Below are 25,655 nucleotides of genomic sequence, written 5' to 3' on the forward strand. Positions count from 1 at the left end.
CTGCCCTTTCTGACGCGTGGACCAAATTCCCTTATGGGCGCAAATCGGCGCCGTCTTCCTGCTTCTCCTCTGTTCCAGCTTCTTTTCCATTTCCGAGACCGCGATGATGGCGCTCAACCGCCATCGGCTGAAGCATCTCGCCGGCCAGGGCGTACTCGGCGCGAAAACCACGCAGGGTCTTCTCACGCGCACCGACCTGCTGCTCAGCGTGATCCTGATCGGCAACAATCTGTTCAACACGATCATCCCGGTCCTGACCACTTCGCTCGCGCTGCACACGTTCGGCCGTAACAACCTCGCGCTGTCGATCGCGACCGGCATCGTCGCGTTCCTGATCATCGTGTTCGCGGAAATCGCGCCGAAGATCGTCGGCGCGACCTTCCCCGAGCGCATCGCGCTGCCCGCCAGTCTCGTGATCGCGCCGCTGATGCGCGTGTTCAAGCCGGTCGTGTGGTTCGTCAACGCGCTCGCGAACGGCGTGCTCTGGGTGCTGCGCATCAATACGAAGAAGGGCCGCGACCAGCGCATGTCGGCCGACGAGCTGCGCGCGATCGTGCTCGAATCGAGCAGCTTCATGCCGACCAAGCACCGCAGCATCCTGCTCAACCTGTTCGACCTCGAGAACATCACCGTCGACGACGTGATGGTGCCGCGCCGGCAAATCGAATCGCTGAACTTCTACGCGCCGCTCGACGACATCCTGCATCAGCTCGAGACCTGCTATCACAACCGCCTGGTCGTCTACGAAGGCGACATCGACAAGGTGCTCGGCGTGCTGCATGTGAGGAAAACACTCACCGCGCTGCACAACCAGGATTTCGATCGCGAAACGTTGCGCACGCTGCTCGCCGAGCCGTACTACGTGCCGTCGGGCACGCCGGTGGTGCAGCAGCTCCAGTATTTCCAGGAAAGCCGGCAGCGAACGGCGCTCGTCGTCAACGAGTACGGCGAACTCGAGGGGCTCGTCACGCCCGAGGACATCATCGAGGAACTGATCGGCGAATTCACGACGTCGATGCCGCGCGGCGAGCGCGCGGGCGGCTGGGATCAGAACGGCGAATGCATCGTCGCCGCCAGCATGCCGTTGCGCGAACTGAACCGCTGGCTGCACCTGCAACTGCCTACCGACGGACCGAAGACGCTGAACGGCCTGATCCTCGAGATCCTCGAGGAAATTCCCGAAGGCGACGTGTGCCTGAAAATCCAAGACGTGATGCTCGAGGTCATGCGCAGCGACGACCAGGCCGTTCGAACCGTCAAGCTGTTCAGGCCACGCGGCACGCGCGCGCGCGCCGCACGCTAGCCGAACGGCCGACTGTCGGCGCCGCTCGCGATACGCGACCATTTGCAGGTCACGATCAACAGGCGGCCGAGCGCCGGCTCACATGCACTTCCCAGCACCCGGGGCGCCGCTGCGCGGGCAGCGGCCGCCCGCCTCCAGCAACGCATCGTCCGCTGAAACGCCACGGCCGCTCGACGCGGCGCAGCTCGACGACTCGCCCGCCGTCCGGCTGCTGACAGACACGCTGCACGCCGCCCGCGTGCGCGACGCGTCCGACGTCCACATCGAACCATCCGAAGCAGGCTGGCGCATCCGCCTGCGCATCGACGGCGTCCTGCATGAACACGCGCGGCCGCCTGCGCATTTGCGCGACGCACTCGTGACGCGGATCAAGGTGCTCGCCCGCATGGACATCGCCGAGCGCCGGCTTCCGCAAGACGGCCGGCTGCGCATCACGGTCGACGGCGGCATGCGCGGCGACTACCGCGTCAGCTCGCTGCCCACGCTGTTCGGCGAGAAGCTGGTGTTGCGCCGCCTGGAAACGTTGCCGCCCGATCTCACGCTCGCGCGCCTGGGCTTCGACGCGCGGCAGGCCGCGGCAATGGAGGCCGCGATTCGGGCGCCGCACGGCCTCGTGCTCGTCACCGGGCCGACCGGAAGCGGCAAGACGCTGTCGCTCTACTGCGCGCTGCAAATGCTCGACCGAGATGCGCACAACGTGTGCACCGTCGAGGATCCGGCCGAGATTCAGCTCGACGGCATCAACCAGGTCGGCGTGGCCGAAAAAGCCGGGCTCACTTTCGCCACGGCGCTGCGCGCGCTGCTGCGGCAGGACCCGGACGTGATCATGGTCGGCGAGATTCGCGATGCGGAAACGGCCGACGTCGCGATCAAGGCCGCGCAGACCGGGCACCTCGTGCTGTCGACGCTGCATACGAACGACGCGCCGGCAGCCGTCGCGCGACTGCTCGACATCGGCGTCGCGCCGTACAACCTCGCGGCCGCATTGCGCCTCGTCACCGCGCAACGCCTCGTTCGGCGCCTTTGCACCGTCTGCCGCGTGCGTTCGGACGCATCGGCACGCGCGCTGTGCGAAGCCGGCTGCGATCCGGCAGCGCTGGAATCCGGATGGCGTCCGTTCGTCGCACGCGGCTGTCCCGCCTGTCACGGCATCGGTTATCGCGGCCGGATCGGCCTGCATCAGACGATGCCGGTTTCACCGGCGATGGCGGAGCACATCGTCGCGCGCGCGAGCGTCGGCACGCTCGCGCAATGCGCGGCCGCCGACGGCGTACGGACTCTGCGCGACGCGGCACTCGCGCACGTCCTCGACGGCACGACGAGCGTCGCGGAAGCGTTGGCCGCGACGCCTGACGCGTGATTGCCATGCCTGCACCGCCAAACGAAACCCGCTTCGCGTGGCGCGGCCGTCGTCGCGACGGCACGCCATGCCACGGCGACGTCATCGCATTCGATGCAGCCGCCGCACGCGCAGCGCTCGCGCGCGACGGCGTCGCGGTGCTGTCGCTCGACATTCGCGGCGCGGCCCGGCCTCCGGCCGCCGGTGCAAGAGAGGTCACGCGCTTCACGCGTCAGCTCGCGAGCTTGCTGCAGGCCGGACTGCCGCTCGCACCGTCGCTCGAGATGCTCGCCCGCACGCGCACACGCGACGGGCTGCCGCGCATCGCCGCCGGCCTCGCGCGCGAGATCGTCGGCGGGCAACGCTTCGCAGCCGCGCTCGCACGCTATCCGGCCCAGTTCGGCGCGCTGTATCGTCAATTGATCGAGGTGGGCGAGGCCTCCGGCGCACTCGGTACCGTGCTGACCCGCGTCGCGGAGCACCGGGAACGCACCGATGCGCAATGGCGCAAGCTGCGTGCCGCGCTCGCGTACCCGGTCGCCGTCATCGTGTTCGCGCTCGCGATCTCGGCCGCGCTGATGGTGTGGGTCGTGCCGACGTTCCGGCAGATCTTCGACGGCTTCGGCGCGGCGCTGCCGGCGCCGACCCGCGCCCTCCTCGCCCTTTCGTCCGCGACATCGGCGTGGGGCGGCATGTTGGTTGCCGGCGCAGCCATCGCGGGGCTCGCCGCGCGCCACGCGCTGCGGCGCTCGCCGTCGCTGCGCCATACGGTCGCGCGGCATTCGCTGAATCTGCCGCTCGTCGGCGGCGCGCTCACGCGCTTCGCGACCGCGCGCTGGTGCCGCTCGCTCGCAACGCTGCTCGGTGCCGGCGTCCCGCTCGCCGATGCGTTCGCCACGCTCGAGCGCACCGCCGGCCATCCGGTGTTCGAACGGGCCACCGCGCAGATTGCGTCGCGTGTGCTGCGCGGCGCGCGTCTGGCCGATGCGATGCACGCGGCGGGCTGCTTCCCGGACGACGTCGTGCAGCCGATCGCCGTCGCGGAAGAAACCGGCGCGCTCGACACGATGCTCGCCGATATTGCCGCGCTATGCGAGCGTCAGCTCGACGCGCGCCTCGATGCGCTCGGCGCGCTCGGCGAACCGCTGATCGTGATCGTGCTGGGCGCACTCGTCGGCGGCCTCGTGATCGCGATGTATCTGCCCATCCTTCAGCTGGGCAACGTGGTGTAGCATCGCAACCGATTCCGTCGCCTTTCATGCCGAACCCGAACCTCATGACGTCCGCGCCCCTGATCACCGTTTTCGACTCGCCCGACAGCACGCTGCTCGCGCTGGCGATGCTGCCGCCCGCGGTGCAGTACGCGTTTGCCGTCGTGCTCGGCCTGTGCGTCGGCAGCTTCGTGAACGTCGTCGTGCACCGCGTCCCCGTGATGATGCAGCGCGCCTGGCAAGCCGAGATCGCCGAAGCGACCGAGGGCGCAAGCACGGCGCCGGACGACGGCTATCCGCCGCGCTACGATCTGTGGCGCCCGCGCAGCGCTTGTCCGCATTGCGGTCACGTGCTGCATGCGTGGGAGAACATCCCGGTCGTCAGCTACCTGCTGTTGCGCGGGCGCTGCCGTCAGTGCGGTCATGCGATCGGCGCGAGCTATCCGCTCGTCGAGCTCGCCGGTGCGCTGCTCGCTGCCGGTTCGCTCGCCGCGTTCGGTCCTACCGTCGCGGCATTCGCCGCGTTCGGACTGTGCGCGGCTTTACTGGCGATGAGCGCAATCGACATCCGGACCGGCTACCTGCCCGATTCGATGACGCTGCCGTTGCTCTGGGCCGGTCTCGCCCTGAACCTCGGCGGCACCTTCACGTCGCTGCGTTCGGCCGTGGTCGGCGCGATGGCCGGTTACCTGTTCCTGTGGTCGATCTACTGGCTGTTCAAGTGGTTGCGCGGCATCGAGGGCATCGGTTTCGGCGACCTGAAGCTGCTCGCCGCGCTCGGCGCATGGATGGGCTGGGCCGCGCTGCCGCAGGTCGTGCTGTTCGCCGCGGTAACGGGCGCGCTCGTCGGGCTCGTCGCGACCTGGCGCGGACGCATGCGCTTCGAGGAGCCGATTCCGTTCGGCCCGTTCCTCGCGGCAGGCGGCGTCGCGACGCTGTTTTTCGGCACCCCTTTCTATTCGGCACTCGGCGGCTGACATGGCGCATCGCCGGCGGCCGCCATGTTCGCTGCGTCGCGGGGCGGCGCGCCGCTGCCTCGCGACGGCCCGGCGGAGGCACACATGTTTGCAATAGGACTCACCGGCGGCATCGGCAGCGGCAAGACGACCGTCGCCGACATGTTCGCCGCACGCGGCGCATCGCTCGTCGATACCGACCTGATCGCGCACCGCATCACCGCACCGGCCGGCCTCGCAATGCCGGCGATCGAACATGCATTCGGGCCGGATTTCGTCGCGGCCGACGGCTCGCTCGATCGCGCGAAGATGCGCGCACTCATTTTCAGCGACGACGACGCACGCCGGCGTCTCGAAGCGATCACGCATCCGCTGATTCGCGCCGAGACCGAGCGCGAGGCCCGCGAAGCGCAGGGCCCGTACGTGATCTTCGTCGTGCCGCTGCTCGTGGAGTCAGGTAACTGGAAGGCGCGCAGCGATCGCGTGCTGGTCGTCGACTGTGCGGTCGAAACGCAGATTGCACGTGTGATGCGGCGCAACGGTTTCACGCGCGAGCAGGTCGAGGCGATCATCGCAAGACAAGCCTCGCGCGAAGCGCGTCTCGCCGCGGCCGACGACGTGATCGTCAACGATGCAACGACACCCGCTGCGCTCGCCGCCCAGGTCGATGCACTGCACCAGCGCTATCTCGCATGCGCGGCCGCCGCGCACTGACCGCCGCGCGCGATCGTGATGGTGTACGAAATTGGTGCGTTGCTAGGGTAGACCGTGAGCATTAGAATGTCCTGCATTGTTTCAATCCCTACCCTAGAGGCGAGCGCGCTTGATTCTTTACGAGTATCCGTTCAACGAGCGAATTCGCACGCTGCTGCGCCTCGAAGACCTGTTCGAGCGCTTCGCGTTCTTTTTGGCTCAGGAGGACCCGCGAGAACATCACGTCGCGCTGACGACGCTGTTCGAAATCGCCGAGGTCACAGGCCGCGCGGACCTGAAATCGGATCTGATGAAGGAGCTCGAACGTCAACGCCAGACGCTCGCCCCCTTTCGCGGCAATCCGGGCATCGAACAGAATGCGCTCGAGGCCGTGCTCGGTGAAATCGAGCAGACGCTTGCCAATCTTGCGCAGATGCAGGGCAAGACCGGGCAGCATCTGGTCGACAACGAATGGCTCGCCAGCATCCGTAGCCGCGCGGTGATTCCCGGCGGCACGTGCAAATTCGATCTGCCGTCGTACTATGCGTGGCAGCAATGGCCCGCGGAACAGCGGCGCCAGGACATCGCCAAATGGATTCTGCCGTTGCTGCCGCTGCGCGACGCCGCAGCGATCGTGCTGCGGCTCGCGCGCGAATCGGGCCAGGCTTCGAAGGTGATGGCGATGCAGGGCAGCTACCAGCAGATGCTGTCCGGGCGCACCTACCAGCTAATGCAGGTGCGCGTGCCGCCGGAGCTGCGCGTGATTCCCGAAGCGAGCGCCAACAAATACATGCTGTGGGTACGGTTCACCATGCAGGACGGCGACGTGCGGCCGCGCGCGGTGGACATCGACGTACCGTTCCATCTGACCCTGTGCAATCTGTAACGGCCACGTGCCGGTTCGACGCTTTCGTATGACTACCGTTGTGAAATGTCCGTCGTGCGGCGCAGAAGTGCGCTGGACGCCCGAAAACAAGTTCCGTCCCTTCTGTTCGGCCCGCTGCAAGCAGCTCGACCTCGGCGCATGGGCCGCGGAAAAGTACCGGATCGGCGGGGCCTCCGACGAGGGTCCGTCGTCGGAGGAAGACGGCACCGACGGCCGCCGCGACAGCTGAGCAGCGCGCGGGCCGCCCGCCCAGCCGATATGGCCCGCCTTTCAGGCGAGCCGCCACGGCGTCATTGCGACGCCACCTCCTTCTCCAGCAGCTCCAGCACCGGCAGCGCCGCCGGCAACAGCGGTGCGACCTCAACCGGCAGTTGCTGCCACACGAATGCCTGCCCTTCCTTGCTGTGCGGCTCGCCCGTCCAGCCCGTCACCTTGCAGAAATAGAGGCGCACGTACGCGTGCGGATAATCGTGCTCGAGCGTATGCCAGCGGTGGCTGGCCGTGACTTCGATGCCGAGTTCCTCGTGCAGTTCGCGCGCCAGCGCGTCCTCCACGCTCTCCCCGGCCTCCAGCTTGCCGCCCGGGAACTCCCAGTAGCCCTCGTACGGCTTGCCCTGCAGCCGTTGCGCGAGCAGGTAACGGCCGTCCGGCTGCACCATCACGCCGACCGCGACCTCGGTCACCTTGCGGCCATCGGGTGCGTGCGCGCCGCCTGCTGCGAAATCCGCGCTCATGCCTGCTCCTTGCGACCCGACCAGTCGCGCGCGAACTGCCATGCGACGCGCCCCGAACGCGAACCGCGCTCGAGCGCCCAGACGAGCGCGTCGCCGCGCGCCGTCTCGATCTCGGCGTCCGCGCAACCGAAATGGCGCAGCCAGTGCGCGACGATGTCGAGGTAGTCGTCCTGCTTGAACGGGTAGAAGCTGACCCACAGGCCGAAGCGCTCCGACAGCGAGATCTTTTCCTCGACGACTTCGCCGGGGTGGATCTCGCCGTCCGGCAGATGCTTGTACGACTCGTTGTCGCTCATGTACTCGGGCAGCAGATGGCGGCGGTTCGACGTCGCGTAGATCAGCACGTTGTCGGATTGCGCGGCGATCGAGCCGTCGAGGGCCACCTTCAGCGCCTTGTAGCCCGATTCGCCTTCCTCGAACGACAGGTCGTCGCAGAACACGATGAACCGCTCCGGGCGCTGCGAGATCAGATCGACGATGTCGCCGAGATCGTGCAGGTCGTCCTTGTCGACCTCGATCAGGCGCAGCCCGTCCTTCGCATAAGCGTTCAGGCAGGCCTTGATCAGGGACGACTTGCCGGTGCCGCGTGCACCGGTCAGCAGCACGTTGTTTGCCGGTTTGCGCTGCACGAACTGTCGCGTGTTCTGCTCGATCAGCCCTTTCTGTCGATCGATGTTGTGCAGATCGTCGAGCGTGATCGACGATGCCGCCGGCACCGGCTGCAGATAGCCGCGCCCCTGGCGCTTGCGCCAGCGGAACGCGGTGGCGGCATTCCAGTCGATGGCCGCCGGCGCGGGCGGCAGCATTCCCTCGAGGCGGCCGAGCAGCGCTTCCGCGCGCGTCAGAAACTGTTCGAGCTTGTCCATGTCGTCCGAATGCTCCCGATCAGGAGCGGTAATCCGCGTTGATGCTCACGTAATCGTGCGACAGGTCGCACGTCCAGACGGTTGCCTGCGCGTCGCCGCGGCCGAGCAGCACGCGGATCGTGATCTCGCTCTGCTTCATCACGCGTTGGCCGTCCTCTTCCTGGTAGGCCGGGTTGCGGCCGCCCGCTTTCGCGACCAGCACGTCGTCGAGATACAGATCGATCTTGCCGACGTCGAGATCCGTGACGCCCGCGTAGCCGATCGCGGCGAGGATTCGGCCGAGGTTGGGGTCGGATGCATAGAAAGCCGTCTTCACCAGCGGCGAGTGCCCGATCGCATACGCGATCTGGCGGCACTCGGCGACGCTCTTGCCGCCTTCGACCTGCACCGTCATGAACTTCGTCGCGCCTTCACCGTCGCGCACGATCAGCTGCGACAGCACCTGGGCAACCTGCGTGACCGCGTCGCGCAGCGCCGCATAGGCCGGCGAGTCGGTCGACGTGATCGCGGGCAGCGTGCTCTTGCCCGATGCGATCAGGATGAACGAGTCGTTCGTCGACGTGTCGCCGTCGATCGTGATGCAGTTGAACGAGCGGTCGGCGACTTCCTTCACGAGCGTGTCGAGCACCGGCTGCGCGACGTTCGCATCGAACGCGAGGAAGCCCAGCATCGTCGCCATGTTCGGCTTGATCATGCCCGCGCCCTTGCTGATGCCCGTGAGCGTGACCGTGTGGCCGTCGATCGTCACCTGTCGCGACGTGGCCTTCGGCAGCGTGTCGGTCGTCATGATCGCCTGCGCGGCGTCGTACCAGTTCTCGGCCTTGCGGTTCGCGAGCGCGGCGGGCAGCCCGGCCTTCAGGCGCTCGATCGGCAGCGGCTCGAGAATCACGCCGGTCGAGAACGGCAGCACCTGCGCGGCATCGATGCCCGCGAGGCGCGCGAGTTCCGAGCAGGTCTCGCGCGCGTTCACGAGGCCCGGCTCGCCGGTACCCGCATTCGCGTTGCCGGTGTTCACGACGAGCGCGCGGATGCCCGAGCCGCCGGCACGCACCTTGGCCAGGTGCTCGCGGCACACCGTCACCGGCGCGGCGCAGAAGCGGTTCTCGGTAAATACGCCGGCGACCGTCGCCCCTTCGTCGACGGAGATGACCAGCACGTCCTTGCGATTCGGCTTGCGGATGTTCGCTTCCGCCCAGCCGAGCGTGACGCCGGCGACGGGATGGAGTTGGGCGGGATCGATCGACGGAAAATTGACAGCCATGGGGCACACCTGCCGGATGGAAAATGCCGGCATGCGCCGGCATCGATTGGAAGAACCAGCGGCCGCATGCGCGGGCCGCCGCAACTCACATCACTATCACTGACTCGAAGCTGGGAACGACGCGGCACGCGGACGCGCGCCGCCGTCGATCATGACAGCTTCCCGTGACATTGCTTGTACTTCTTGCCGCTGCCGCACGGGCACGGGTCGTTGCGGCCGACCTTCGGCATCTCGCCGCCCGGGCCGCCGTGAGTCATCGCGCTGCCTACCATGTCGGCCGTCGCCGTGGCTGCGGTGGCAGCCGCAACGTTCGCGACCGGCGCGCCCGATTCCGCGTAGTCGGCATGCTGGTACTCGACATTTTCGAGATGACCGCCGCGCTCCTCGATCTGCTCGGCGGCTTCCTCGAGCTGCTCCGGCGACTGGATCTGCACGTTCATCACGATACGCGTGACTTCCTGCTTGATCGCCTCGAGCATCGCGGCAAACAGCTCGAACGCTTCGCGCTTGTATTCCTGTTTCGGGTTCTTCTGCGCATAACCGCGCAGGTGGATGCCCTGGCGCAGATGGTCGAGCGCCGCGAGGTGCTCGCGCCACAGGCGGTCGACCGTCTGCAGCATCACCGAACGCTCGAACGCGCTGAACGATTCGCGGCCGACCATCGCGACCTTCGCCTCGTACTGCTCGTCGGCGGCGGCCGTCACTGCTTCGAGAATCTCCTCGGCCGTGATCGACGACGACTCGTTCACCATTTCCTGGATCGCGAGGTCGAGCTGCCAGTCGTTGCGCAGCGCTTCCTCGAGCTCGGGCACGTCCCACTGTTCCTCGATGCTGCCTTGCGGCACGAACTGGTGGACGACTTCGGCGATCACGCCGTGACGCATCGCCGAGATCGTCTCGGTGATGTCGTGCGCTTCGAGCAGTTCATTGCGCTGCTGGTAGATCACCTTGCGCTGGTCGTTCGACACGTCGTCGTATTCGAGCAGCTGCTTGCGGATGTCGAAGTTGCGCGCTTCGACCTTGCGCTGCGCGGACTCGATCGAACGCGTGACGATGCCGGCCTCGATCGCCTCGCCTTCCGGCATCTTCAGGCGATCCATGATCGCGCGCACGCGGTCGCCCGCGAAGATGCGCAGCAGCGGATCGTCGAGCGACAGATAGAAGCGCGACGAGCCCGGGTCGCCCTGGCGGCCCGCACGGCCGCGCAGCTGGTTGTCGATCCGGCGCGATTCGTGGCGCTCGGTGCCGATGATGTGCAGGCCGCCCGCGGCCTTCACCTGTTCGTGCAGCGTTTCCCACTCGTCGTGCAGCTGCTTGATACGGCGCGCCTTTTCGTCGGCCGGGATCGCGTCGTCGGCTTCGATGAACGCGGCCTGCTTCTCGGCGTTGCCGCCGAGCACGATGTCGGTACCGCGACCGGCCATGTTGGTCGCGATCGTGATGCGCTTCGGACGGCCGGCTTCCGCGACGATCGCGGCTTCACGCTCGTGCTGCTTCGCGTTCAGCACTTCGTGCGGCAGGCCGGCCTGCTTCAGCAGGTGCGACAGCAGCTCCGAGTTCTCGATCGACGTCGTGCCGACCAGCACCGGCTGGCCGCGCTCGTAGCAGTCGCGAATGTCGCGGATCACCGCGTCGTAGCGCTCCTTGGCCGTCTTGTAGATCTGGTCCTGCTTGTCGATCCGCTTCGGCGGGCGGTTGGTCGGGATCACGACCGTCTCGAGGCCGTAGATCTCGTTGAATTCGTACGCCTCGGTGTCCGCCGTGCCGGTCATGCCCGCGAGCTTCGCGTACATGCGGAAGTAGTTCTGGAACGTGATCGACGCGAGCGTCTGGTTCTCGCTCTGGATCTTCACGTGTTCCTTCGCCTCGACCGCCTGGTGCAGGCCGTCGGACCAGCGGCGGCCCGCCATCAGGCGGCCCGTGAATTCGTCGACGATCACCACTTCGCCGTTCTGCACGACGTAGTGCTGATCCTTGTGGAACAGCGTGTGCGCGCGCAGCGCCGCATACACGTGGTGCATCAGCGTGATGTTCTGCGGCGCGTACAGGCTCTCGCCCTCGCCGATGAGGCCCCACTCGGCGAGCAGCCGCTCGGCCTTCTCGTGGCCCGACTCCGTCAGGAACACCTGGCGCGCCTTCTCGTCGAGCGTGTAGTCGCCCGGTTTCTCGACGCCCGTGCCGTCGGCCTTCTCCTCGCCGATCTGACGCTCGAGCAGCGGCGGCAGCGCGTTCATCCGCACGTACAGGTCGGTGTGGTCTTCCGCCTGGCCCGAGATGATCAGCGGCGTGCGCGCCTCGTCGATCAGGATCGAGTCCACTTCGTCAACAACTGCGAAGTTCAGCGCCCGCTGCACGCGCGCGTCGGTCTCGTAGACCATGTTGTCGCGCAGGTAGTCGAAGCCGAACTCGTTGTTCGTGCCGTACGTGATGTCCGCCGCGTAGGCCTGCTGCTTCTGGTCGTGCTCCATGCCGGACAGGTTGATGCCGACCGACAGACCGAGGAAGTTGTAGAGGCGCGCCATCCACTCGGCGTCGCGCTGCGCGAGATAATCGTTGACCGTCACGACGTGCACGCCGCGCCCGGCCAGCGCATTCAGGTACACGGGCAGCGTTGCGACGAGCGTCTTGCCCTCGCCGGTGCGCATTTCCGCGATCTTCCCGTAGTGGAGCACCATGCCGCCGATCAGCTGCACGTCGAAGTGGCGCATCTTCAGCACGCGGCGGCTCGCCTCGCGGCAGACCGCGAATGCCTCGGGCAGCAGCTTGTCGAGCGACTCGCCGCCCGCGATCCGCTGACGGAACTCATCCGTCTTGCCGCGCAACTGGTCGTCCGTCAGCTTCTCGATCTGCGTTTCGAGCGCATTGATCGTCGCGACGGTCTTTTGGTATTGCTTGACGAGCCGCTGGTTGCGACTGCCAAAAATTTTCTGGAGAAAACCGGTTGTCATCGGATCGGATCCTGCGTCGCTGCACCGGCGCCCGGCGCGCGTTGCGCGCCCCGACGCCCGAGCCTCGGCGGCTTAGCGAATTAGTGGAATCAAACGAGCAATTTTAGCACGCGAGTCGGCATGCGCCGGTGTCCCGGCCGGACTCGCGCCGCACGCCGAACCCGCCCGCGCAGCCGGGCGCACGGCCCGAAAGCCGCCCCTGCGCGAGCCGGCGCGGGTACAATCGGCGCAACGTCCGCGCGCGTGCGCGCCCGAAGAATGCCTCGATGAACCGATTTTCCAAGCGTTTCGGCCCGCTCCCCGCGTATCGCCCGCAACCCGTGTCCGAAGTGCTCAACCGCACGGACGCGTTCGCCGCCCTGCGCGCCGGCGTCGAACAAGTGGCGTCGCTGCAGCGCGACCTCGCCGCCCTCCTGCCCGACTACCTTGCAAATCACGTCGAACCGGGCTCGATCAAGGACGGCACCCTGACCCTCTTTGCCGCGCACAATGCGCTCGCCGCCCGCCTGCGGCAGGTCGAGCCGCGCCTGCTCGCCGATCTCCAGAAGCGCGGCTGGCCGGTCTCGGCGCTGCGCGTGCGCGTGCGGCCGAAGGATGCGCCGGAGCCGCCGCACGTGAAGCGGGCGCGCATGACGAGCGTGGGCGCCGCCGCGTTGCGCGACCTCGCCGATCACCTCGAGCCGTCGCCGCTGCAGGCCGCACTCGCGCGGATGGCCGCGCGGCACGGTGCGAAGTCTTCGCGCTGAACGCCGCGCCGACGCGCAGGCGGCCGCCCAACAAAAAAGCGACCCGAAGGTCGCTTTTTTATCGCAAGGCTGACCGCCGGTCAGGCGAACGCCGTCTGCGTATCGAACGCGAAGCCGCTCGGCGCGGCTTGCGGATCGTCGAACGTGACGATCTCGTACGCGTCTTCGTGCGCGAGCAGTTCGCGCAGCAGCGCGTTGTTCAGTCCGTGACCCGACTTGTATGCGGTGTACGACGCCAGCAGCGGATGGCCGACCACGTAGAGGTCGCCGATCGCGTCGAGCATCTTGTGCTTCACGAATTCGTCGTCGTAGCGCAGCCCGTCGTTGTTCAGGATCCGGTATTCGTCGAGGACGATCGCGTTGTCCATGCTGCCGCCGCGCGCGAGGCCCAGCTCGCGCATCATTTCGACTTCATGGGCGAAACCGAACGTGCGCGCACGCGCGATCTCGCGCACGTACGACGTATTCGCGAAGTCGACCTCGAGTTCCTGGCCGGTCTTGTCGACGGCCGGATGACGGAAGTCGATCGTGAACTTCAGCTTGAAGCCGAAATACGGATCGAGACGCGCGAACTTGTCGCCGTCGCGGATTTCGACCGGCTTCTTCACCTTGATGAAGCGCTTGGGCGCGTTCTGCTCCTCGATGCCCGCGGACTGGATCAGGAACACGAAGGACGCGGCGCTGCCGTCCATGATCGGGATTTCCTCGGCCGTCACGTCGACATAGAGGTTGTCGATGCCGAGGCCGGCGCACGCCGACATCAGGTGCTCGACCGTCGACACGCGCGCACCATCCTTCTGCAGCACCGATGCGAGCCGCGTGTCGCCGATCGACATCGCGGATGCCGGAATGTCGACGGGCGTGGGCAGGTCGACGCGCGAGAAAACGATTCCCGTGCCCGGCGCGGCCGGGCGGAGCGTCAGTTCGACCTTGCGGCCCGAGTGCAGACCGATGCCCACGGTCTTCACGATCGATTTGATGGTGCGCTGCTTCAGCATGATGTTCTTCAACTTGATTGAGAATATCAATCAGGAGTTATATTCGATAGGCGAGATTATAGCGTAATTCCCTATTCAACGCTGTTTGAAACTGCGTATCAATCTGTTTCGACTGTTTACCCGCGCCGATACGGGACGGGCCGATGCCCGGAACGGAGGCGTTTCCGGTCATCGGCCCGTGTTACAACTGCCCTGAGGCCGGTGAGCAGCGTTGCCGGCAGGCAACGGCGCACCGCACGATCAGGACGTCAACGTCGCGAGCACACTCGCCGCATCGCTCACTTCGAACTTGCCCGGCGCTTCGACGGCCAGCGTCTTGACCACACCGTCGTCGATCACCATCGCGTAGCGCAGGGAACGGATTCCCATGCCACGCGCGGACAAATCCTGCGTCAGCCCCAGCGCATGAGTGAAAGCAGCGCTGCCGTCCGCCATCATGCGCACCTTGCCCGCGGTGTGCAGATCACGTCCCCATGCGCCCATCACGAATGCGTCGTTGACGGACACGCACCAGAGCTCGTCGATGCCCGCCGAGCGCAGTTGCTCGGCGTGCTCGACATAGCCCGGCACATGCTGCGCCGAACAGGTCGGCGTGAAAGCGCCCGGCAATCCGAAGATCACCACCCGCTTTCCCGCAACCTGGTCGCGCACGCTGAAGGCATTCGGCCCCAGCGTGCAGCCTTCGCGCGCGTCGTCGATGAACTCGAACAGTTGCGCGTCGGGCAGCGCGTCGCCCACTTGAATCATGGCTGGTCCCTCATAGCGATACGGTTTTCGGCGTATTGCGGACAGCACGTCCCATCCCGCTTCGCTGATGCGAAGAGGGCACGTTTCCCGGCCCGGCGTCGCATCCGACGCGGCCTGTCGTGGTTCGTGGCATCCGTCACGCCGGCGTTACCGCGGCAATCTCGTCGATCGCGCCGCGGCTTCGCCTGTGTGCGTCGTCAGTCGGCCTGCTTGCGCAGGAAAGCCGGGATGTCGTACGTGTCGACACCCTTCTCCTGCAGCGCCTGCACGTGCGATGCCGCGGTTTCGCGCGAGTTGCGCCACACCGCCGGCGTATCGAGCGCGCCGTAGTCGGCCGTGCTGACGTGTTGCGGCTGTGCATACCCGTGCGAGACCGCGCTGACCGGCTGGTTGTCGGTGCCCGTGCGCAGCAGCGTCATCGGAGCCGATTGCTGCTTCTTCGCCGCACGGCCCAGACCCGTCGCCACGACCGTCACGCGCAGTGCATCGCCCATTGCGTCGTCGTACACCGCACCGAAGATCACCGTTGCGTCTTCCGCCGCGTAGCTCTTGATCGTGTTCATCACTTCGCGCGTTTCCGACAGGCGCAGCGAACGGCTCGACGTGATGTTGACCAGCACGCCGCGCGCGCCCGACAGATCGACGCCTTCGAGCAGCGGGCTCGCCACGGCCTGTTCCGCCGCGAGGCGCGCGCGATCGACGCCGGCAACCGTCGCCGTGCCCATCATCGCCTTGCCCTGCTCGCCCATCACCGTCTTCACGTCTTCGAAGTCGACGTTCACGAGGCCATCGACATTGATGATTTCGGCGATGCCTGCCACCGCGTTGTTCAACACGTCGTCCGCGCACTGGAAGCACTTGTCCATCTCGGCGTCATCGCCCATCACGTCGAACAGCTTGTCGTTCAGGACGACGATCAGCGAGTCGACGTGATCCTCCAGTTGCTGCGAGCCTGCTTCCGCGACGCGCATGCGCTTGCCGCCTTCGAATTCGAACGGCTTGCTGACGACACCGACCGTCAGGATGCCCATCTCCTTCGCGATCTGCGCGACCACCGGCGCCGCGCCCGTGCCCGTGCCGCCGCCCATGCCGGCCGTGATGAACACCATGTGCGCGCCACGCAGTGCGTCGGCGATGCGCTCGCGCGCCTCTTCCGCCGCCGCCTTGCCCATTTCAGGCTTCGCGCCGGCGCCGAGGCCGGTGTTGCCGAGCTGGATCACGGACGGCGCACGCGCGCGCGACAGCGCCTGTGCGTCGGTGTTCATCACGATGAAGTCGACGCCCTGCACGCCACGGTTGATCATGTGCTGAACGGCATTGCCGCCAGCGCCGCCAACGCCGACCACCTTGATGATGGTGCCGTTGGTTTCGGTTTCCAGCATTTCGAATTCCATTGTTGCCTCCGTCAAGAAAATAAAACTACTCGGCCGTTATTCGGCAGGAGATCGGGCAACCTCCTGTCGCGCGCCAGCCGCCGGCACCGGCGCGAATTTCGATTCGGTTCGTCAGAAGTTGCTCAGGAACCATTCCTTCATCCGCGAGAAGATCTGCCCCGCGTTGCCGGACTGCACGGCGACCTTGCGGCCGCGCATGCGCTGAGCGCTGCCTTCGACGAGCAGGCCCATCGCCGTCGAGTAGCGCGGGTTGCGCACCACGTCGGCCAGGCCGCCTGCGTATTCCGGCGCGCCGATGCGCACCGGTTTCAGGAAAATGTCTTCGCCGAGCTCGACCATGCCCGGCATCATCGAAGCCCCGCCGGTAATGACCACGCCGGAGCTAAGCAGTTCTTCGTAACCCGACTCGCGCACGACCTGCTGCACCAGCGAGAACAGTTCCTCGACGCGCGGCTCGATCACGGCCGCGAGCGCCTGACGCGACAGCGTGCGCGGGCCGCGTTCGCCGAGACCCGGCACTTCGACCATCTCGTCCGGATCGGCGAGCGCCTGCTTCGCGATCCCGTAGCCGACCTTGATGTCTTCCGCGTCCGGCGTCGGCGTGCGCAGCGCCATCGCGATGTCGCTCGTGATCTGGTCGCCGGCGATCGGAATCACTGCCGTGTGGCGGATCGCGCCTTCGGCGAAGATCGCGATGTCCGTCGTGCCGCCGCCGATGTCGACCAGCACCACGCCGAGATCCTTCTCGTCTTCCGTCAGCACGGCCAGCGACGACGCGAGCGGCTGCAGGATCAGGTCGTTCACTTCCAGCCCGCAGCGGCGCACGCACTTGACGATGTTCTGCGCGGCACTGACCGCGCCCGTCACGATGTGCACCTTCACTTCCAGCCGGATGCCGCTCATCCCGATCGGCTCGCGCACGTCTTCCTGGCCGTCGATGATGAATTCCTGCGTGAGGATGTGCAGCACCTGCTGGTCGGTCGGGATGTTGATCGCCTTCGCGGTCTCGATCACGCGCGCGACGTCCGTCTGCGTGACTTCCTTGTCCTTGATCGCGACCATCCCGCTCGAGTTGAAGCTGCGGATGTGGCTGCCGGCAATCCCCGTGAACACGTTGGTGATCTTGCAGTCGGCCATCAGCTCGGCTTCCTCGAGCGCGCGCTGGATCGACTGCACGGTGGCCTCGATGTTGACCACCACGCCCTTCTTCAGACCTTTCGATTCGCTCTGGCCGAGGCCGATCACCTCGTAATGGCCTTCGCCCTTCAGCTCGGCGACAATGGCCACCACCTTCGACGTGCCGATGTCGAGGGAAACCAGCAGATCCTTGTAGTCTTTGCTCATAAAGTGCTCTTGCGTGTGATCTCTCGTTACTTCTTGCGCTTGTCGGTATCGGTCAGGAACCGCATGCCTGCCGCACGAATCGCGAATCCGTTCGGATAACGCAGGTCCGCGTACTCGATGTCGTTGCCCCAACGCTCCGTGACGGCCGGCCACGCGGCGACGAGGCGCTGGCTCCGGTCATGCAGGGTCTCGCTGGTGCGCTCCTTGCCCAGTTCGACCTGCATGCCGTTCGACAGCTTCACCGTCCACGCGTAGCGCGCCGACAGCGTCACTTCTTCCGGCGCCGCCTTCAGCGGCGCAAACCAGTTCGTGAAGTCGCGATACCGCGTGACGACTTCCTTCGCACTGCCCTCCGGGCCGTCGAACGCCGGCAGCTCCTGATCCAGTTCGCCCTGGTTCGCGGTGAACAGCTCGCCGTCGACGCTCACCAGTTGCGCGCTGCCCCAGGTCCCGAGCGGTTTGTACTCCTCGAGCGTGACAGCCAGCGCATTCGGCCACACCCGGCGCACGCTCGCGTGACGCACCCACGGCATCTGCTCGAACGCGGCACGCGCCGCGTCGAGATCGACCGTGAAGAAATTGCCCTTCAGCCGGCCGACCACGCCCGCACGCACCGTCGGCGTGTTGATGTGCTCGGTGTCGCCGTCGATCCGGATTTCGCGCAGCGCGAACGTCGGACGCTGGATCAGCCAGTAGCAGCCGGCCGCCGCCAACACGAGCAGCAACAGCGCGTACAGCGCGCTGGCGGCAAGGTTGAGTTGGCGAACGTTGTTCCACATACGTCGTTCCGTTCCTGCGTCAGTCGTTGAGCGTAAGCGACAGCACCTTCACGACCAGCTCCGAATAGCTGATGCCGATCGAGCGCGCGGCCTTCGGCGGCAGCGAGTGGTCGGTCATCCCGGGGGCCGTGTTCACTTCCAGGAAATACGCGTTGCCGGCGGCGTCGAGCATGAAATCCGCGCGGCCCCAGTCGGTGCAGCCGAGCACGTCGAACGCGCGACGTGCGATGCGCTTCAGTTCCGCTTCCTTGTCGGCCGGCAGTCCGCACGGAATCAGGTATTGCGTGTCGTCGGCGACATACTTCGCGTGGTAGTCGTAGAACTCGCCGGCCGGCACGATCTTGATCAGCGGCAGGTCGAGATCGCCGGCGATGCACGCGGTGTATTCGCCGCCACCTTCGATGCTCTTCTCGACGATCACGATCTTGTCGTGCGTCGCGGCTTCCGACAGTGCGGCGGGCAACGCGTCGGCCGTCTTCACCTTCAGCACCGCGACGCTCGAGCCTTCGCTCGCCGGCTTCACGAACAGCGGCAGGCCCAGTTTCGCGACGATGTCCGTCGCGCGCGCCGCGTAGTCGTCGCCGCGCATCACCGTCTCGAACGGCGGCGTCGGCACGCCCGTCTGCTGCCACACGAGCTTCGTGCGGAACTTGTCGAGGCCGAGCGCCGAGCCGAGCACGCCGCTGCCCGTGTAGCGGATCCCGTAGAAATCGAGCGCGCCCTGGATCTGGCCGTTCTCGCCGTAGCCGCCGTGCAGCGCGTTGAACGCGCGCACGAAGCCTTCGTCCTTCAGCGCCGACAGCGGCCGCTCGGCCGGGTCGAACGGATGCGCGTCGACGCCCGCGCCACGCAGGCCCTGCAGCACGAGACGGCCCGAGGTGAGCGACACCTCGCGCTCGGCCGATTCGCCGCCGAACAACACCGCCACCTTGCCGAAACGTTTCGGATCGATCCCGCTCATGTCATGCCTTCTGTTGTGTGTGTTGCACGAGCTTCGCCGGCACGCCGCCGATCGAACCCGCACCCATCGTGATCACCACGTCGCCGTTCTGCGCGACCCTGGCCAGTGCGTCCGACACGTCGTCGACCGTGGCGACGAACACCGGATCGACCTTGCCCACCGCGCGCAGCGCCCGCGACAGCGCGTCGCCGTTGGCCGTCGCGATCGCCGCTTCGCCCGCGGCATAGACTTCCGTCAGCACCAGCGCGTCGACCGTCGACAGCACGTTGACGAAATCGTCGAAACAGTCGCGCGTGCGCGTGTAGCGGTGCGGCTGGAATGCCAGCACGAGCCGGCGGCCCGGGAATGCCCCGCGCGCGGCCGCGATCGTCGCGGCCATCTCGACCGGGTGGTGGCCGTAGTCGTCGATCAGCGTGTACCGGCCGCCGTCCGCGGTCGGCACCTCGCCGTAGCGCTGGAAGCGCCGGCCGACGCCGTTGAATTCCGCCAGTGCGAGCTGGATCGCGTCGTCGGCCACGCCGAGATCGGTCGCGATCGCGATCGCCGCGAGCGCGTTCTGCACGTTGTGCAGACCGGGCAGGTTCAGCACGACCGCGAGCGGCGCACGGCCTTCGCGGATCACCGTGAAATGCATGCGGCCGTCGCGCGCGTCGATGTCTTCGGCGCGCACCTGCGCGTCCGGCGACAGCCCGTAGCGCACGACCGGCTTCGAGATGAACGGAATGATCTGCCGCACGTTCGGATCGTCGACGCACACCACCGCGCTGCCGTAGAACGGCAGGCGCTGCGTGAATTCGATGAACGCCTGCTTGAGCCGCGCGAAATCGTGGCCGTAGGTGTCCATGTGATCGGCGTCGATGTTCGTGATGACTTCGATCACCGGATACAGGTTCAGGAACGACGCGTCCGACTCGTCGGCCTCGGCGACGATGAAGTCGCCCGTGCCGAGCCGCGCGTTCGCGCCGGCGCTGATCAGCCGGCCGCCGATCACGAAGGTCGGATCCAGCCCGCCCGCCGCGAGCACGCTCGCGACGAGGCTCGTCGTCGTAGTCTTGCCGTGCGTGCCGGCGATCGCGATGCCCTGCTTCAGGCGCATCAGCTCCGCGAGCATCACCGCGCGCTGCACGATCGGCACGCGCTGGTGGCGCGCGGCCAGCACCTCGGGGTTGTCCGAGCGCACGGCCGTCGACACGACGACCGCGTTCGCGCCCTCGATGTTCGCCGCGTCGTGGCCGATCGCGATCCGCGCGCCGAGGGCCGCGAGGCGGTCGGTCACCGCGTTGCGCGACAGGTCGGAGCCGCTGACCTCGTAGCCGAGGTTCACAAGCACTTCGGCGATGCCGCTCATGCCCGCGCCGCCGATCCCGACGAAATGAATGTGTTTGACGATGTGTTTCATTGCAGTTGTTCCAGGTTCGCGCCGGCCACCTTCGCGCAGACGCGCGCGACTTCGTCGGTGGCCTCGGGCTTCGCCAGCGAGCGCGAACGCTCCGCCATGTCCGCGAGCGACGCCCGCGTCTGGCCGCGCAGCCAGTCGGCAAGCAGTTCCGCCGACAGGTCGCGTTGTTGCACCAGCACCGCCGCGCCCGCATCGGCGAGGAACGCGGCGTTGGTCGTCTGGTGATCGTCGACCGCGTACGGGAACGGCACGAACAGCGCGGCCACGCCCACCGCCGCGATCTCCGACACCGTCATCGCGCCGGAGCGGCAGATCACGAGATCGGCCGCCGCGTACGCGCTCGCCATGTCGTCGATGAACGGCACGAGCCGCACGTCGTCGCCGCCGGTGAATCCCGCCGCTTCGTAATTCGCCTTCAGCGCGTCGATGTGCTTCGCGCCGGCCTGGTGCACGATGCGCGGGCGCTCGCCCGGCGCCAGCAGCGCCAGCGCGCGCGGCACGACTTCATTCAGCGCGGCGGCGCCGAGACTGCCGCCGACGACCAGCACGTTCAGCGGGCCGCTGCGCGATGCATAGCGTGCTTTGGGCGTTTCCGTGCGCGCAAGTTCCGCGCGGATCGGGTTGCCCGTCCATTCCGCGTGCGGCAGTGCGCCGGGGAACGCGACGAGCACGCGCTTCGCGAATTTCGCGAGCACCTTGTTCGCCAGACCGGCGATCGAATTCTGTTCGTGCAGCACGAGCGGGCGGCCCGACAGCGCGGTCATCACGCCCGCCGGGAACGTGATGTAGCCGCCCATCCCGAGCACGACGTCCGGCCGCACGCGGCGCAGCGCGCCAAGGCTCTGCCAGCATGCGCGCAGCAGGTTGAATGGCAGCGTCAGCTTGGTCTTCAGTCCCTTGCCGCGCAGCCCGCCGAAGCGCACGTATTCCATCGGAATGCCGTGCTTCGGCACGAGCGTCGCCTCCATCCCGGCCGGATTGCCGAGCCATACGACGCGCCAGCCCGCCGCTTCCATTCGGTGCGCGACCGCGAGCCCCGGGAACACGTGGCCCCCGGTGCCGCCTGCCATCACCATCAGCGTGCGTCGCGACGCGGTCATACCTTCCCTCCGCGCATCAATACGCGATTTTCATAGTCGACCCGCAGCAGCACCGCGAGCGCGACACAGTTCAGCAGAATGCCCGAGCCGCCGTAGCTCACGAGCGGCAGCGTCAGGCCCTTGGTCGGCAGCAGCCCGAGGTTCACGCCCATGTTGATGAACGTCTGCGCGCCGAACCAGATGCCGATGCCCTTGGCCATCAGGCCCGCGAACGTGCGATCGAGCGCGAGCGCCTGACGGCCGATCTCGAACGCGCGACGCACGATCCAGTAGAACAGCAGGATCACGACCATCACGCCGACGAAGCCGAGCTCCTCGCCGATCACCGCGAGGATGAAGTCGGTATGCGCTTCGGGCAGGTAGTTCAGCTTCTCGACGCTGCCGCCGAGGCCGACGCCGAACCACTCGCCGCGGCCGAACGCGATCAGCGAGTGCGTGAGCTGGTACGCCTTGCCCTGCGCGTAGCGTTCGTCCCACGGGTCGAGATACGCGAAGATCCGCTCGCGACGCCACGGCGACAGCCACACGAGCATCGTGAAGGTGCCGACCGCCGTCGCAACGAGGCCGCCGAACAGCTTGCCGTTCACGCCGCCGAGGAACAGCACGCCCATCGCGATCGCGGCGATCACCATGAACGCGCCCATGTCCGGCTCGAGCAGCAGCAGCGCGCCGACGAGGCCGACCGCGCAGGCCATCGGCAGGAAGCCCTTCGCGAAGCTCTGCATGTATTCCTGCTTGCGCACCGTGTAGTTCGCCGCGTAGATCGTCACCGCGAGCTTCATGACTTCCGACGGCTGCATGTTCGTGATGCCGAGCGGAATCCAGCGGCGCGCACCGTTCACGCCCTTGCCGACGTGCGGAATCAGCACGATCACGAGGCCGACCAGCGCGATCAGGAAGAGATGCGGCGCGTATTTGTCCCAGGTCGACACCGGCACGCGGAACGCGATCACCGCCGCGATGAACGCGACGACGAGCGACACGCAATGGCGCATCAGGAACGCGTAATCGTGATACGACGCGTATTTCGGCGAATCGGGCATCGCGATCGACGCCGAATACACCATCACGACGCCGAGGCCCAGCAGCGCAATCGCCACCCACAGCAGCGAGTAGTCGAAGTCGAGCATCCGCGAGCGGCTCGGCCGCACGCCGTTGACGACGCTCGCGAGCCCGCCGGTCGCGGCGCGCGTGGCCGACGCGACGCGGCCGCCCGCGGCATTGCCGCCGGTGTCGCGCCGGTCGTTGAAACGGGAGACGAGGCGATCGGACCAGCTCATGGCGTCGCTCCTTTGTCGAGGGCGATTTCATCCACCGCCGCGCGGAACACGTCCGCGCGATGGGCGTAGTTCCTGAACATGTCGAGGCTCGCGCACGCGGGCGACAGCAGCACCGCGTCGCCCGGCTCCGCAAGCCCGGCAGCCGCATGCACCGCGGCTTCGAGCGTCGCGTGATCGGCAAGCTGCACGCCGGTTTCGGCGAGCGTGTCGCGAAGCGCGGGCGCATCGCGGCCGATCAGCATCACCGCGCGGCACCAGCGCGCGACCGGCGCGACCAGCGGCGCGAAATCCTGGCCCTTGCCGTCGCCGCCGGCAATCAGCACGATCTTCTGCGCGAGCCCGTCGAGCGCGGCCACCGTCGCGCCGACGTTCGTTCCCTTGCTGTCGTCGACGTAGTCCACGTCGTCGATCGTCGCGATCACTTCGACGCGATGCGCTTCGCCGCGGTATTCGCGCAGCGCATGCAGCAGCGGCGCGGCCGGCAGGTCGATGGCGCGTGCCAGCGCGAACGCGGCCAGCGCGTTCGCCGCGTTGTGCAGCCCGCGGATGCGCAGCGCGTCGGCCGGCATCAGGCGCTTCTGCGCGATGTCGGGCGTATGCGCGCCGTCGCGCTTGCGCCGACGGCTCGTCGTGGTCTCGTCCGGCGCATCGCGGTCGACGGCTTCGACGAGCCATGCAATGCCGTTGTCGCGCGACAGGCCGTAGTCGCCGTCATGCACCGGCTCATTCAGGCCGAACGTGACGGTGCGCGGCGCATCGGCGGCGCCAGCGGCCGGCGCGAACTTCATCACGGCCGCATCGTCGCGATTGAGCACGCGCGTCGTCGTCGCACCGAAAATCCGGCCCTTCGCCGCCGCGTACGCGTCGAAGCTGCCGTGCCAGTCGAGGTGATCCTGCGTGATGTTGAGGATCGCGGCCGCGTCCGGCGCGAACGTGCGCGCGGTTTCGAGCTGGAAGCTCGACAGCTCGAGCACCCAGACGTCGGGCAGCGCCGTATCGTCGATCGCGGCCGCAAGCCGGTCGAGCATCGCCGGGCTGATGTTGCCCGCGACGGCCACCTTCTTGCCCGAACGCTGGCACAGCAGGCCCGTGAGGCTCGTCGTCGTGGTCTTGCCGTTGGTGCCGGTGATCGCGAGCACCTTCGGCTGATAGCCGCTCGTGCCGAGCGCGCGCAGCGCCTGCGCGAAGAATTCCAGTTCGCCCCACACCGCGATCGCGCGCTCGTTCGCGGCCGCGATCAACGCGGCGAGCGCCGGCTCGAGCGGCGACAGGCCGGGGCTCAGCCCGACGATCTCGACGCCGCCGTCGAGCAGCGCAGGCGTGAACGGCCCGCCGACGAACTCCGCGTCGATGCCTTCGGCCTGCAGCGCGGCAAGGTTCGGCGGCGCCTCGCGGGTATCGGCAATACGCAGCCGGCACCCGTGCCTCGCGCACCATCGCGCGATCGCGAGACCCGATTCCCCGAGCCCCAGTACGAGCACCATCGGCCGCTGCCGATCTCCAAACATCTCGCCAGACATCCTTGTTACCTTTCCTTTACCGCAACTTGAGGGTGGACAGACCGAACAGGCACAGCATCAGCGTGATGATCCAGAAACGCACCACCACCTGCGTTTCCTTCCAGCCGGACAATTCGAAATGGTGATGCAGCGGCGCCATCTTCAGCAGGCGCCGCCCTTCGCCGTAACGCTTCTTCGTGTACTTGAACCACGACACCTGCAGCATCACCGACAGCGTTTCCGCGACGAAGATGCCGCCCATGATGAACAGCACGATTTCCTGGCGCACGATCACCGCGACCGTGCCGAGCGCGCCGCCGAGCGCCAGCGCGCCGACGTCGCCCATGAACACCTGCGCGGGGTGCGTGTTGTACCAGAGGAACGCGAGCCCTGCCCCGCCCATCGCGGAACAGAAGATCAGCAGCTCCCCGGCGCCCGGAATGTGCGGAAACAGCAGGTATTTCGAATACACCGAGCTGCCCATCACGTACGCGAACACGCCGAGCGACGCGCCGACCAGCACGACCGGCATGATCACGAGACCGTCGAGGCCGTCGGTCAGGTTGACCGCGTTGCTCGCGCCGACGATGACGAAGTACGTCAGCACGATGAAGCCCCAGACGCCCAGCGGGTAGCTGATCGACTTCAGGAACGGCAACATCAGGTCGGCCCGCGCGGGCAGCCCCATCGACAGGCCGCTCCTCACCCAGGCCATGAACAGGTCGAACACGCGCACGTTGTTCGCCTCGGACACGCTGAATGCGAGGTAGACCGCCGCGAACAGCCCGATCACCGACTGCCAGAAATACTTTTCGCGCGACGACATCCCGCGCGGGTCCTTGTAGACGACCTTGCGGTAGTCGTCTACCCAGCCGATCACGCCGAAGCCGAACGTCACGAGCATCACGATCCAGATGAAACGGTTCGTCAGGTCGCCCCACAGCAGCGTCGCGACCGCAATGCCGATCAGGATCAGCACGCCGCCCATCGTCGGCGTGCCGGACTTGACGAGATGGCTCTGCGGGCCGTCCTTGCGCACGGCCTGCCCGACCTTCATTTGCGTCAGCTTGCGGATCACCCACGGTCCGCACACGAGCCCGATCCCGAGCGCGGTGATGGTAGCCATCACCGCACGGAACGTCAGGTACGTGAACAAGCGCAAAAAGCTTGCGTCTCCTTGCAGCCATTGCGCCAGCGCCAGCAGCATGCTT

General features: G+C 67.0%; 23 protein-coding genes. 8 read left to right on the top strand and 15 right to left on the bottom strand.

Annotated elements, in window-relative coordinates:
- The first annotated feature begins 16 nt into the window (after positions 1-16).
- The 7 genes from HW466_RS16080 (at position 17) to HW466_RS16110 (ending at position 6,617) form a co-directional block, all read left to right on the top strand.
- A complete protein-coding gene (locus HW466_RS16080; protein ID WP_081053742.1) occupies positions 17-1,303 on the top strand; it encodes an HlyC/CorC family transporter in 1,287 nt (428 codons plus the stop codon).
- Between the two features lie 82 nt (positions 1,304-1,385).
- The gene (locus tag HW466_RS16085) at positions 1,386-2,663 is read left to right on the top strand and encodes a GspE/PulE family protein (protein WP_151004689.1); all 1,278 of its coding nucleotides are present in this window, start codon (positions 1,386-1,388) and stop codon (positions 2,661-2,663) included.
- A 5-nt stretch (positions 2,664-2,668) separates the two neighbouring features.
- Positions 2,669-3,874, top strand: coding sequence for a type II secretion system F family protein (locus HW466_RS16090; protein WP_174905777.1), 1,206 nt, complete (start codon positions 2,669-2,671; stop codon positions 3,872-3,874).
- Between the two features lie 44 nt (positions 3,875-3,918).
- Complete coding sequence (locus HW466_RS16095; RefSeq protein ID WP_151005327.1) at positions 3,919-4,830, top strand: prepilin peptidase; 912 nt, start codon at positions 3,919-3,921, stop codon at positions 4,828-4,830.
- A gap of 84 nt (positions 4,831-4,914) precedes the next feature.
- Positions 4,915-5,523, top strand: a complete 609-nt coding sequence (gene coaE, locus HW466_RS16100) for a dephospho-CoA kinase (RefSeq protein WP_151005329.1) — start codon at positions 4,915-4,917, stop codon at positions 5,521-5,523.
- Positions 5,524-5,632: 109 nt separating this feature from the next.
- Complete coding sequence (gene zapD / locus HW466_RS16105; protein WP_014898170.1) at positions 5,633-6,388, top strand: cell division protein ZapD; 756 nt, start codon at positions 5,633-5,635, stop codon at positions 6,386-6,388.
- 28 nt (positions 6,389-6,416) lie between these two features.
- Complete coding sequence (locus HW466_RS16110) at positions 6,417-6,617, top strand: DNA gyrase inhibitor YacG (protein ID WP_059506884.1); 201 nt, start codon at positions 6,417-6,419, stop codon at positions 6,615-6,617.
- A gap of 61 nt (positions 6,618-6,678) precedes the next feature.
- On the opposite strand, the gene HW466_RS16115 is transcribed toward HW466_RS16110, so the two are convergent.
- From HW466_RS16115 to secA, 4 genes are all read right to left on the bottom strand, one after another.
- Complete coding sequence (locus tag HW466_RS16115; protein ID WP_151005331.1) at positions 6,679-7,122, bottom strand: NUDIX domain-containing protein; 444 nt, start codon at positions 7,120-7,122, stop codon at positions 6,679-6,681.
- Positions 7,119-7,988 carry an ATP-binding protein gene (locus HW466_RS16120; RefSeq protein ID WP_059506883.1) on the bottom strand — a complete coding sequence of 290 codons (870 nt, stop codon included), beginning with the start codon at positions 7,986-7,988 and terminating at the stop codon, positions 7,119-7,121. The genes HW466_RS16115 and HW466_RS16120 overlap by 4 nt, the downstream gene beginning before the upstream one ends.
- A gap of 19 nt (positions 7,989-8,007) precedes the next feature.
- Positions 8,008-9,249 (bottom strand): bifunctional glutamate N-acetyltransferase/amino-acid acetyltransferase ArgJ, encoded by a 1,242-nt coding sequence (argJ, locus tag HW466_RS16125; protein ID WP_151005333.1) that lies wholly within the window; start codon positions 9,247-9,249, stop codon positions 8,008-8,010.
- Between the two features lie 149 nt (positions 9,250-9,398).
- Positions 9,399-12,197: a preprotein translocase subunit SecA gene (gene secA, locus HW466_RS16130; protein ID WP_059451899.1), complete on the bottom strand. Its 2,799-nt coding sequence runs from the start codon at positions 12,195-12,197 to the stop codon at positions 9,399-9,401.
- Positions 12,198-12,463: 266 nt separating this feature from the next.
- On the opposite strand from secA, the gene HW466_RS16135 reads away from it, so the two are divergent.
- A complete protein-coding gene (locus HW466_RS16135) occupies positions 12,464-12,943 on the top strand; it encodes a DciA family protein (RefSeq protein WP_060346757.1) in 480 nt (159 codons plus the stop codon).
- Positions 12,944-13,023: 80 nt separating this feature from the next.
- On the opposite strand, the gene lpxC is transcribed toward HW466_RS16135, so the two are convergent.
- From lpxC to mraY, 11 genes are all read right to left on the bottom strand, one after another.
- Positions 13,024-13,941, bottom strand: coding sequence for a UDP-3-O-acyl-N-acetylglucosamine deacetylase (gene lpxC, locus HW466_RS16140; protein ID WP_059506998.1), 918 nt, complete (start codon positions 13,939-13,941; stop codon positions 13,024-13,026).
- 240 nt (positions 13,942-14,181) lie between these two features.
- Entirely contained in the window at positions 14,182-14,688 is a 507-nt protein-coding gene (locus HW466_RS16145; protein WP_151005144.1) for a peroxiredoxin, read from the bottom strand.
- Positions 14,689-14,885: 197 nt separating this feature from the next.
- On the bottom strand, positions 14,886-16,082 hold the full coding sequence (gene ftsZ, locus HW466_RS16150) for a cell division protein FtsZ (protein ID WP_011883181.1): 1,197 nt from the start codon (positions 16,080-16,082) through the stop codon (positions 14,886-14,888).
- 111 nt (positions 16,083-16,193) lie between these two features.
- Positions 16,194-17,426 (bottom strand): cell division protein FtsA, encoded by a 1,233-nt coding sequence (gene ftsA / locus HW466_RS16155; RefSeq protein WP_006752447.1) that lies wholly within the window; start codon positions 17,424-17,426, stop codon positions 16,194-16,196.
- 26 nt (positions 17,427-17,452) lie between these two features.
- Positions 17,453-18,205 carry a cell division protein FtsQ/DivIB gene (locus tag HW466_RS16160; RefSeq protein ID WP_059465315.1) on the bottom strand — a complete coding sequence of 251 codons (753 nt, stop codon included), beginning with the start codon at positions 18,203-18,205 and terminating at the stop codon, positions 17,453-17,455.
- A gap of 19 nt (positions 18,206-18,224) precedes the next feature.
- Entirely contained in the window at positions 18,225-19,166 is a 942-nt protein-coding gene (locus HW466_RS16165; RefSeq protein ID WP_151005138.1) for a D-alanine--D-alanine ligase, read from the bottom strand.
- Between the two features lies 1 nt (position 19,167).
- Positions 19,168-20,565 carry a UDP-N-acetylmuramate--L-alanine ligase gene (gene murC / locus HW466_RS16170; RefSeq protein WP_151005140.1) on the bottom strand — a complete coding sequence of 466 codons (1,398 nt, stop codon included), beginning with the start codon at positions 20,563-20,565 and terminating at the stop codon, positions 19,168-19,170.
- Positions 20,562-21,665 carry an undecaprenyldiphospho-muramoylpentapeptide beta-N-acetylglucosaminyltransferase gene (gene murG, locus HW466_RS16175; protein ID WP_059506879.1) on the bottom strand — a complete coding sequence of 368 codons (1,104 nt, stop codon included), beginning with the start codon at positions 21,663-21,665 and terminating at the stop codon, positions 20,562-20,564. Before murG ends, murC begins: the two co-directional genes overlap by 4 nt.
- Positions 21,662-22,945 (bottom strand): putative lipid II flippase FtsW, encoded by a 1,284-nt coding sequence (ftsW, locus tag HW466_RS16180; protein ID WP_059451893.1) that lies wholly within the window; start codon positions 22,943-22,945, stop codon positions 21,662-21,664. The genes murG and ftsW overlap by 4 nt, the downstream gene beginning before the upstream one ends.
- On the bottom strand, positions 22,942-24,453 hold the full coding sequence (gene murD / locus HW466_RS16185; RefSeq protein ID WP_151006372.1) for a UDP-N-acetylmuramoyl-L-alanine--D-glutamate ligase: 1,512 nt from the start codon (positions 24,451-24,453) through the stop codon (positions 22,942-22,944). Before murD ends, ftsW begins: the two co-directional genes overlap by 4 nt.
- 28 nt (positions 24,454-24,481) lie before the next feature.
- Positions 24,482-25,651, bottom strand: a complete 1,170-nt coding sequence (gene mraY / locus HW466_RS16190; RefSeq protein ID WP_059451891.1) for a phospho-N-acetylmuramoyl-pentapeptide-transferase — start codon at positions 25,649-25,651, stop codon at positions 24,482-24,484.
- Positions 25,652-25,655: the final 4 nt, after the last annotated feature.

The sequence above is a fragment of the Burkholderia territorii genome (assembly GCF_902833055.1).
GTDB classification, from domain to species: domain Bacteria; phylum Pseudomonadota; class Gammaproteobacteria; order Burkholderiales; family Burkholderiaceae; genus Burkholderia; species Burkholderia territorii.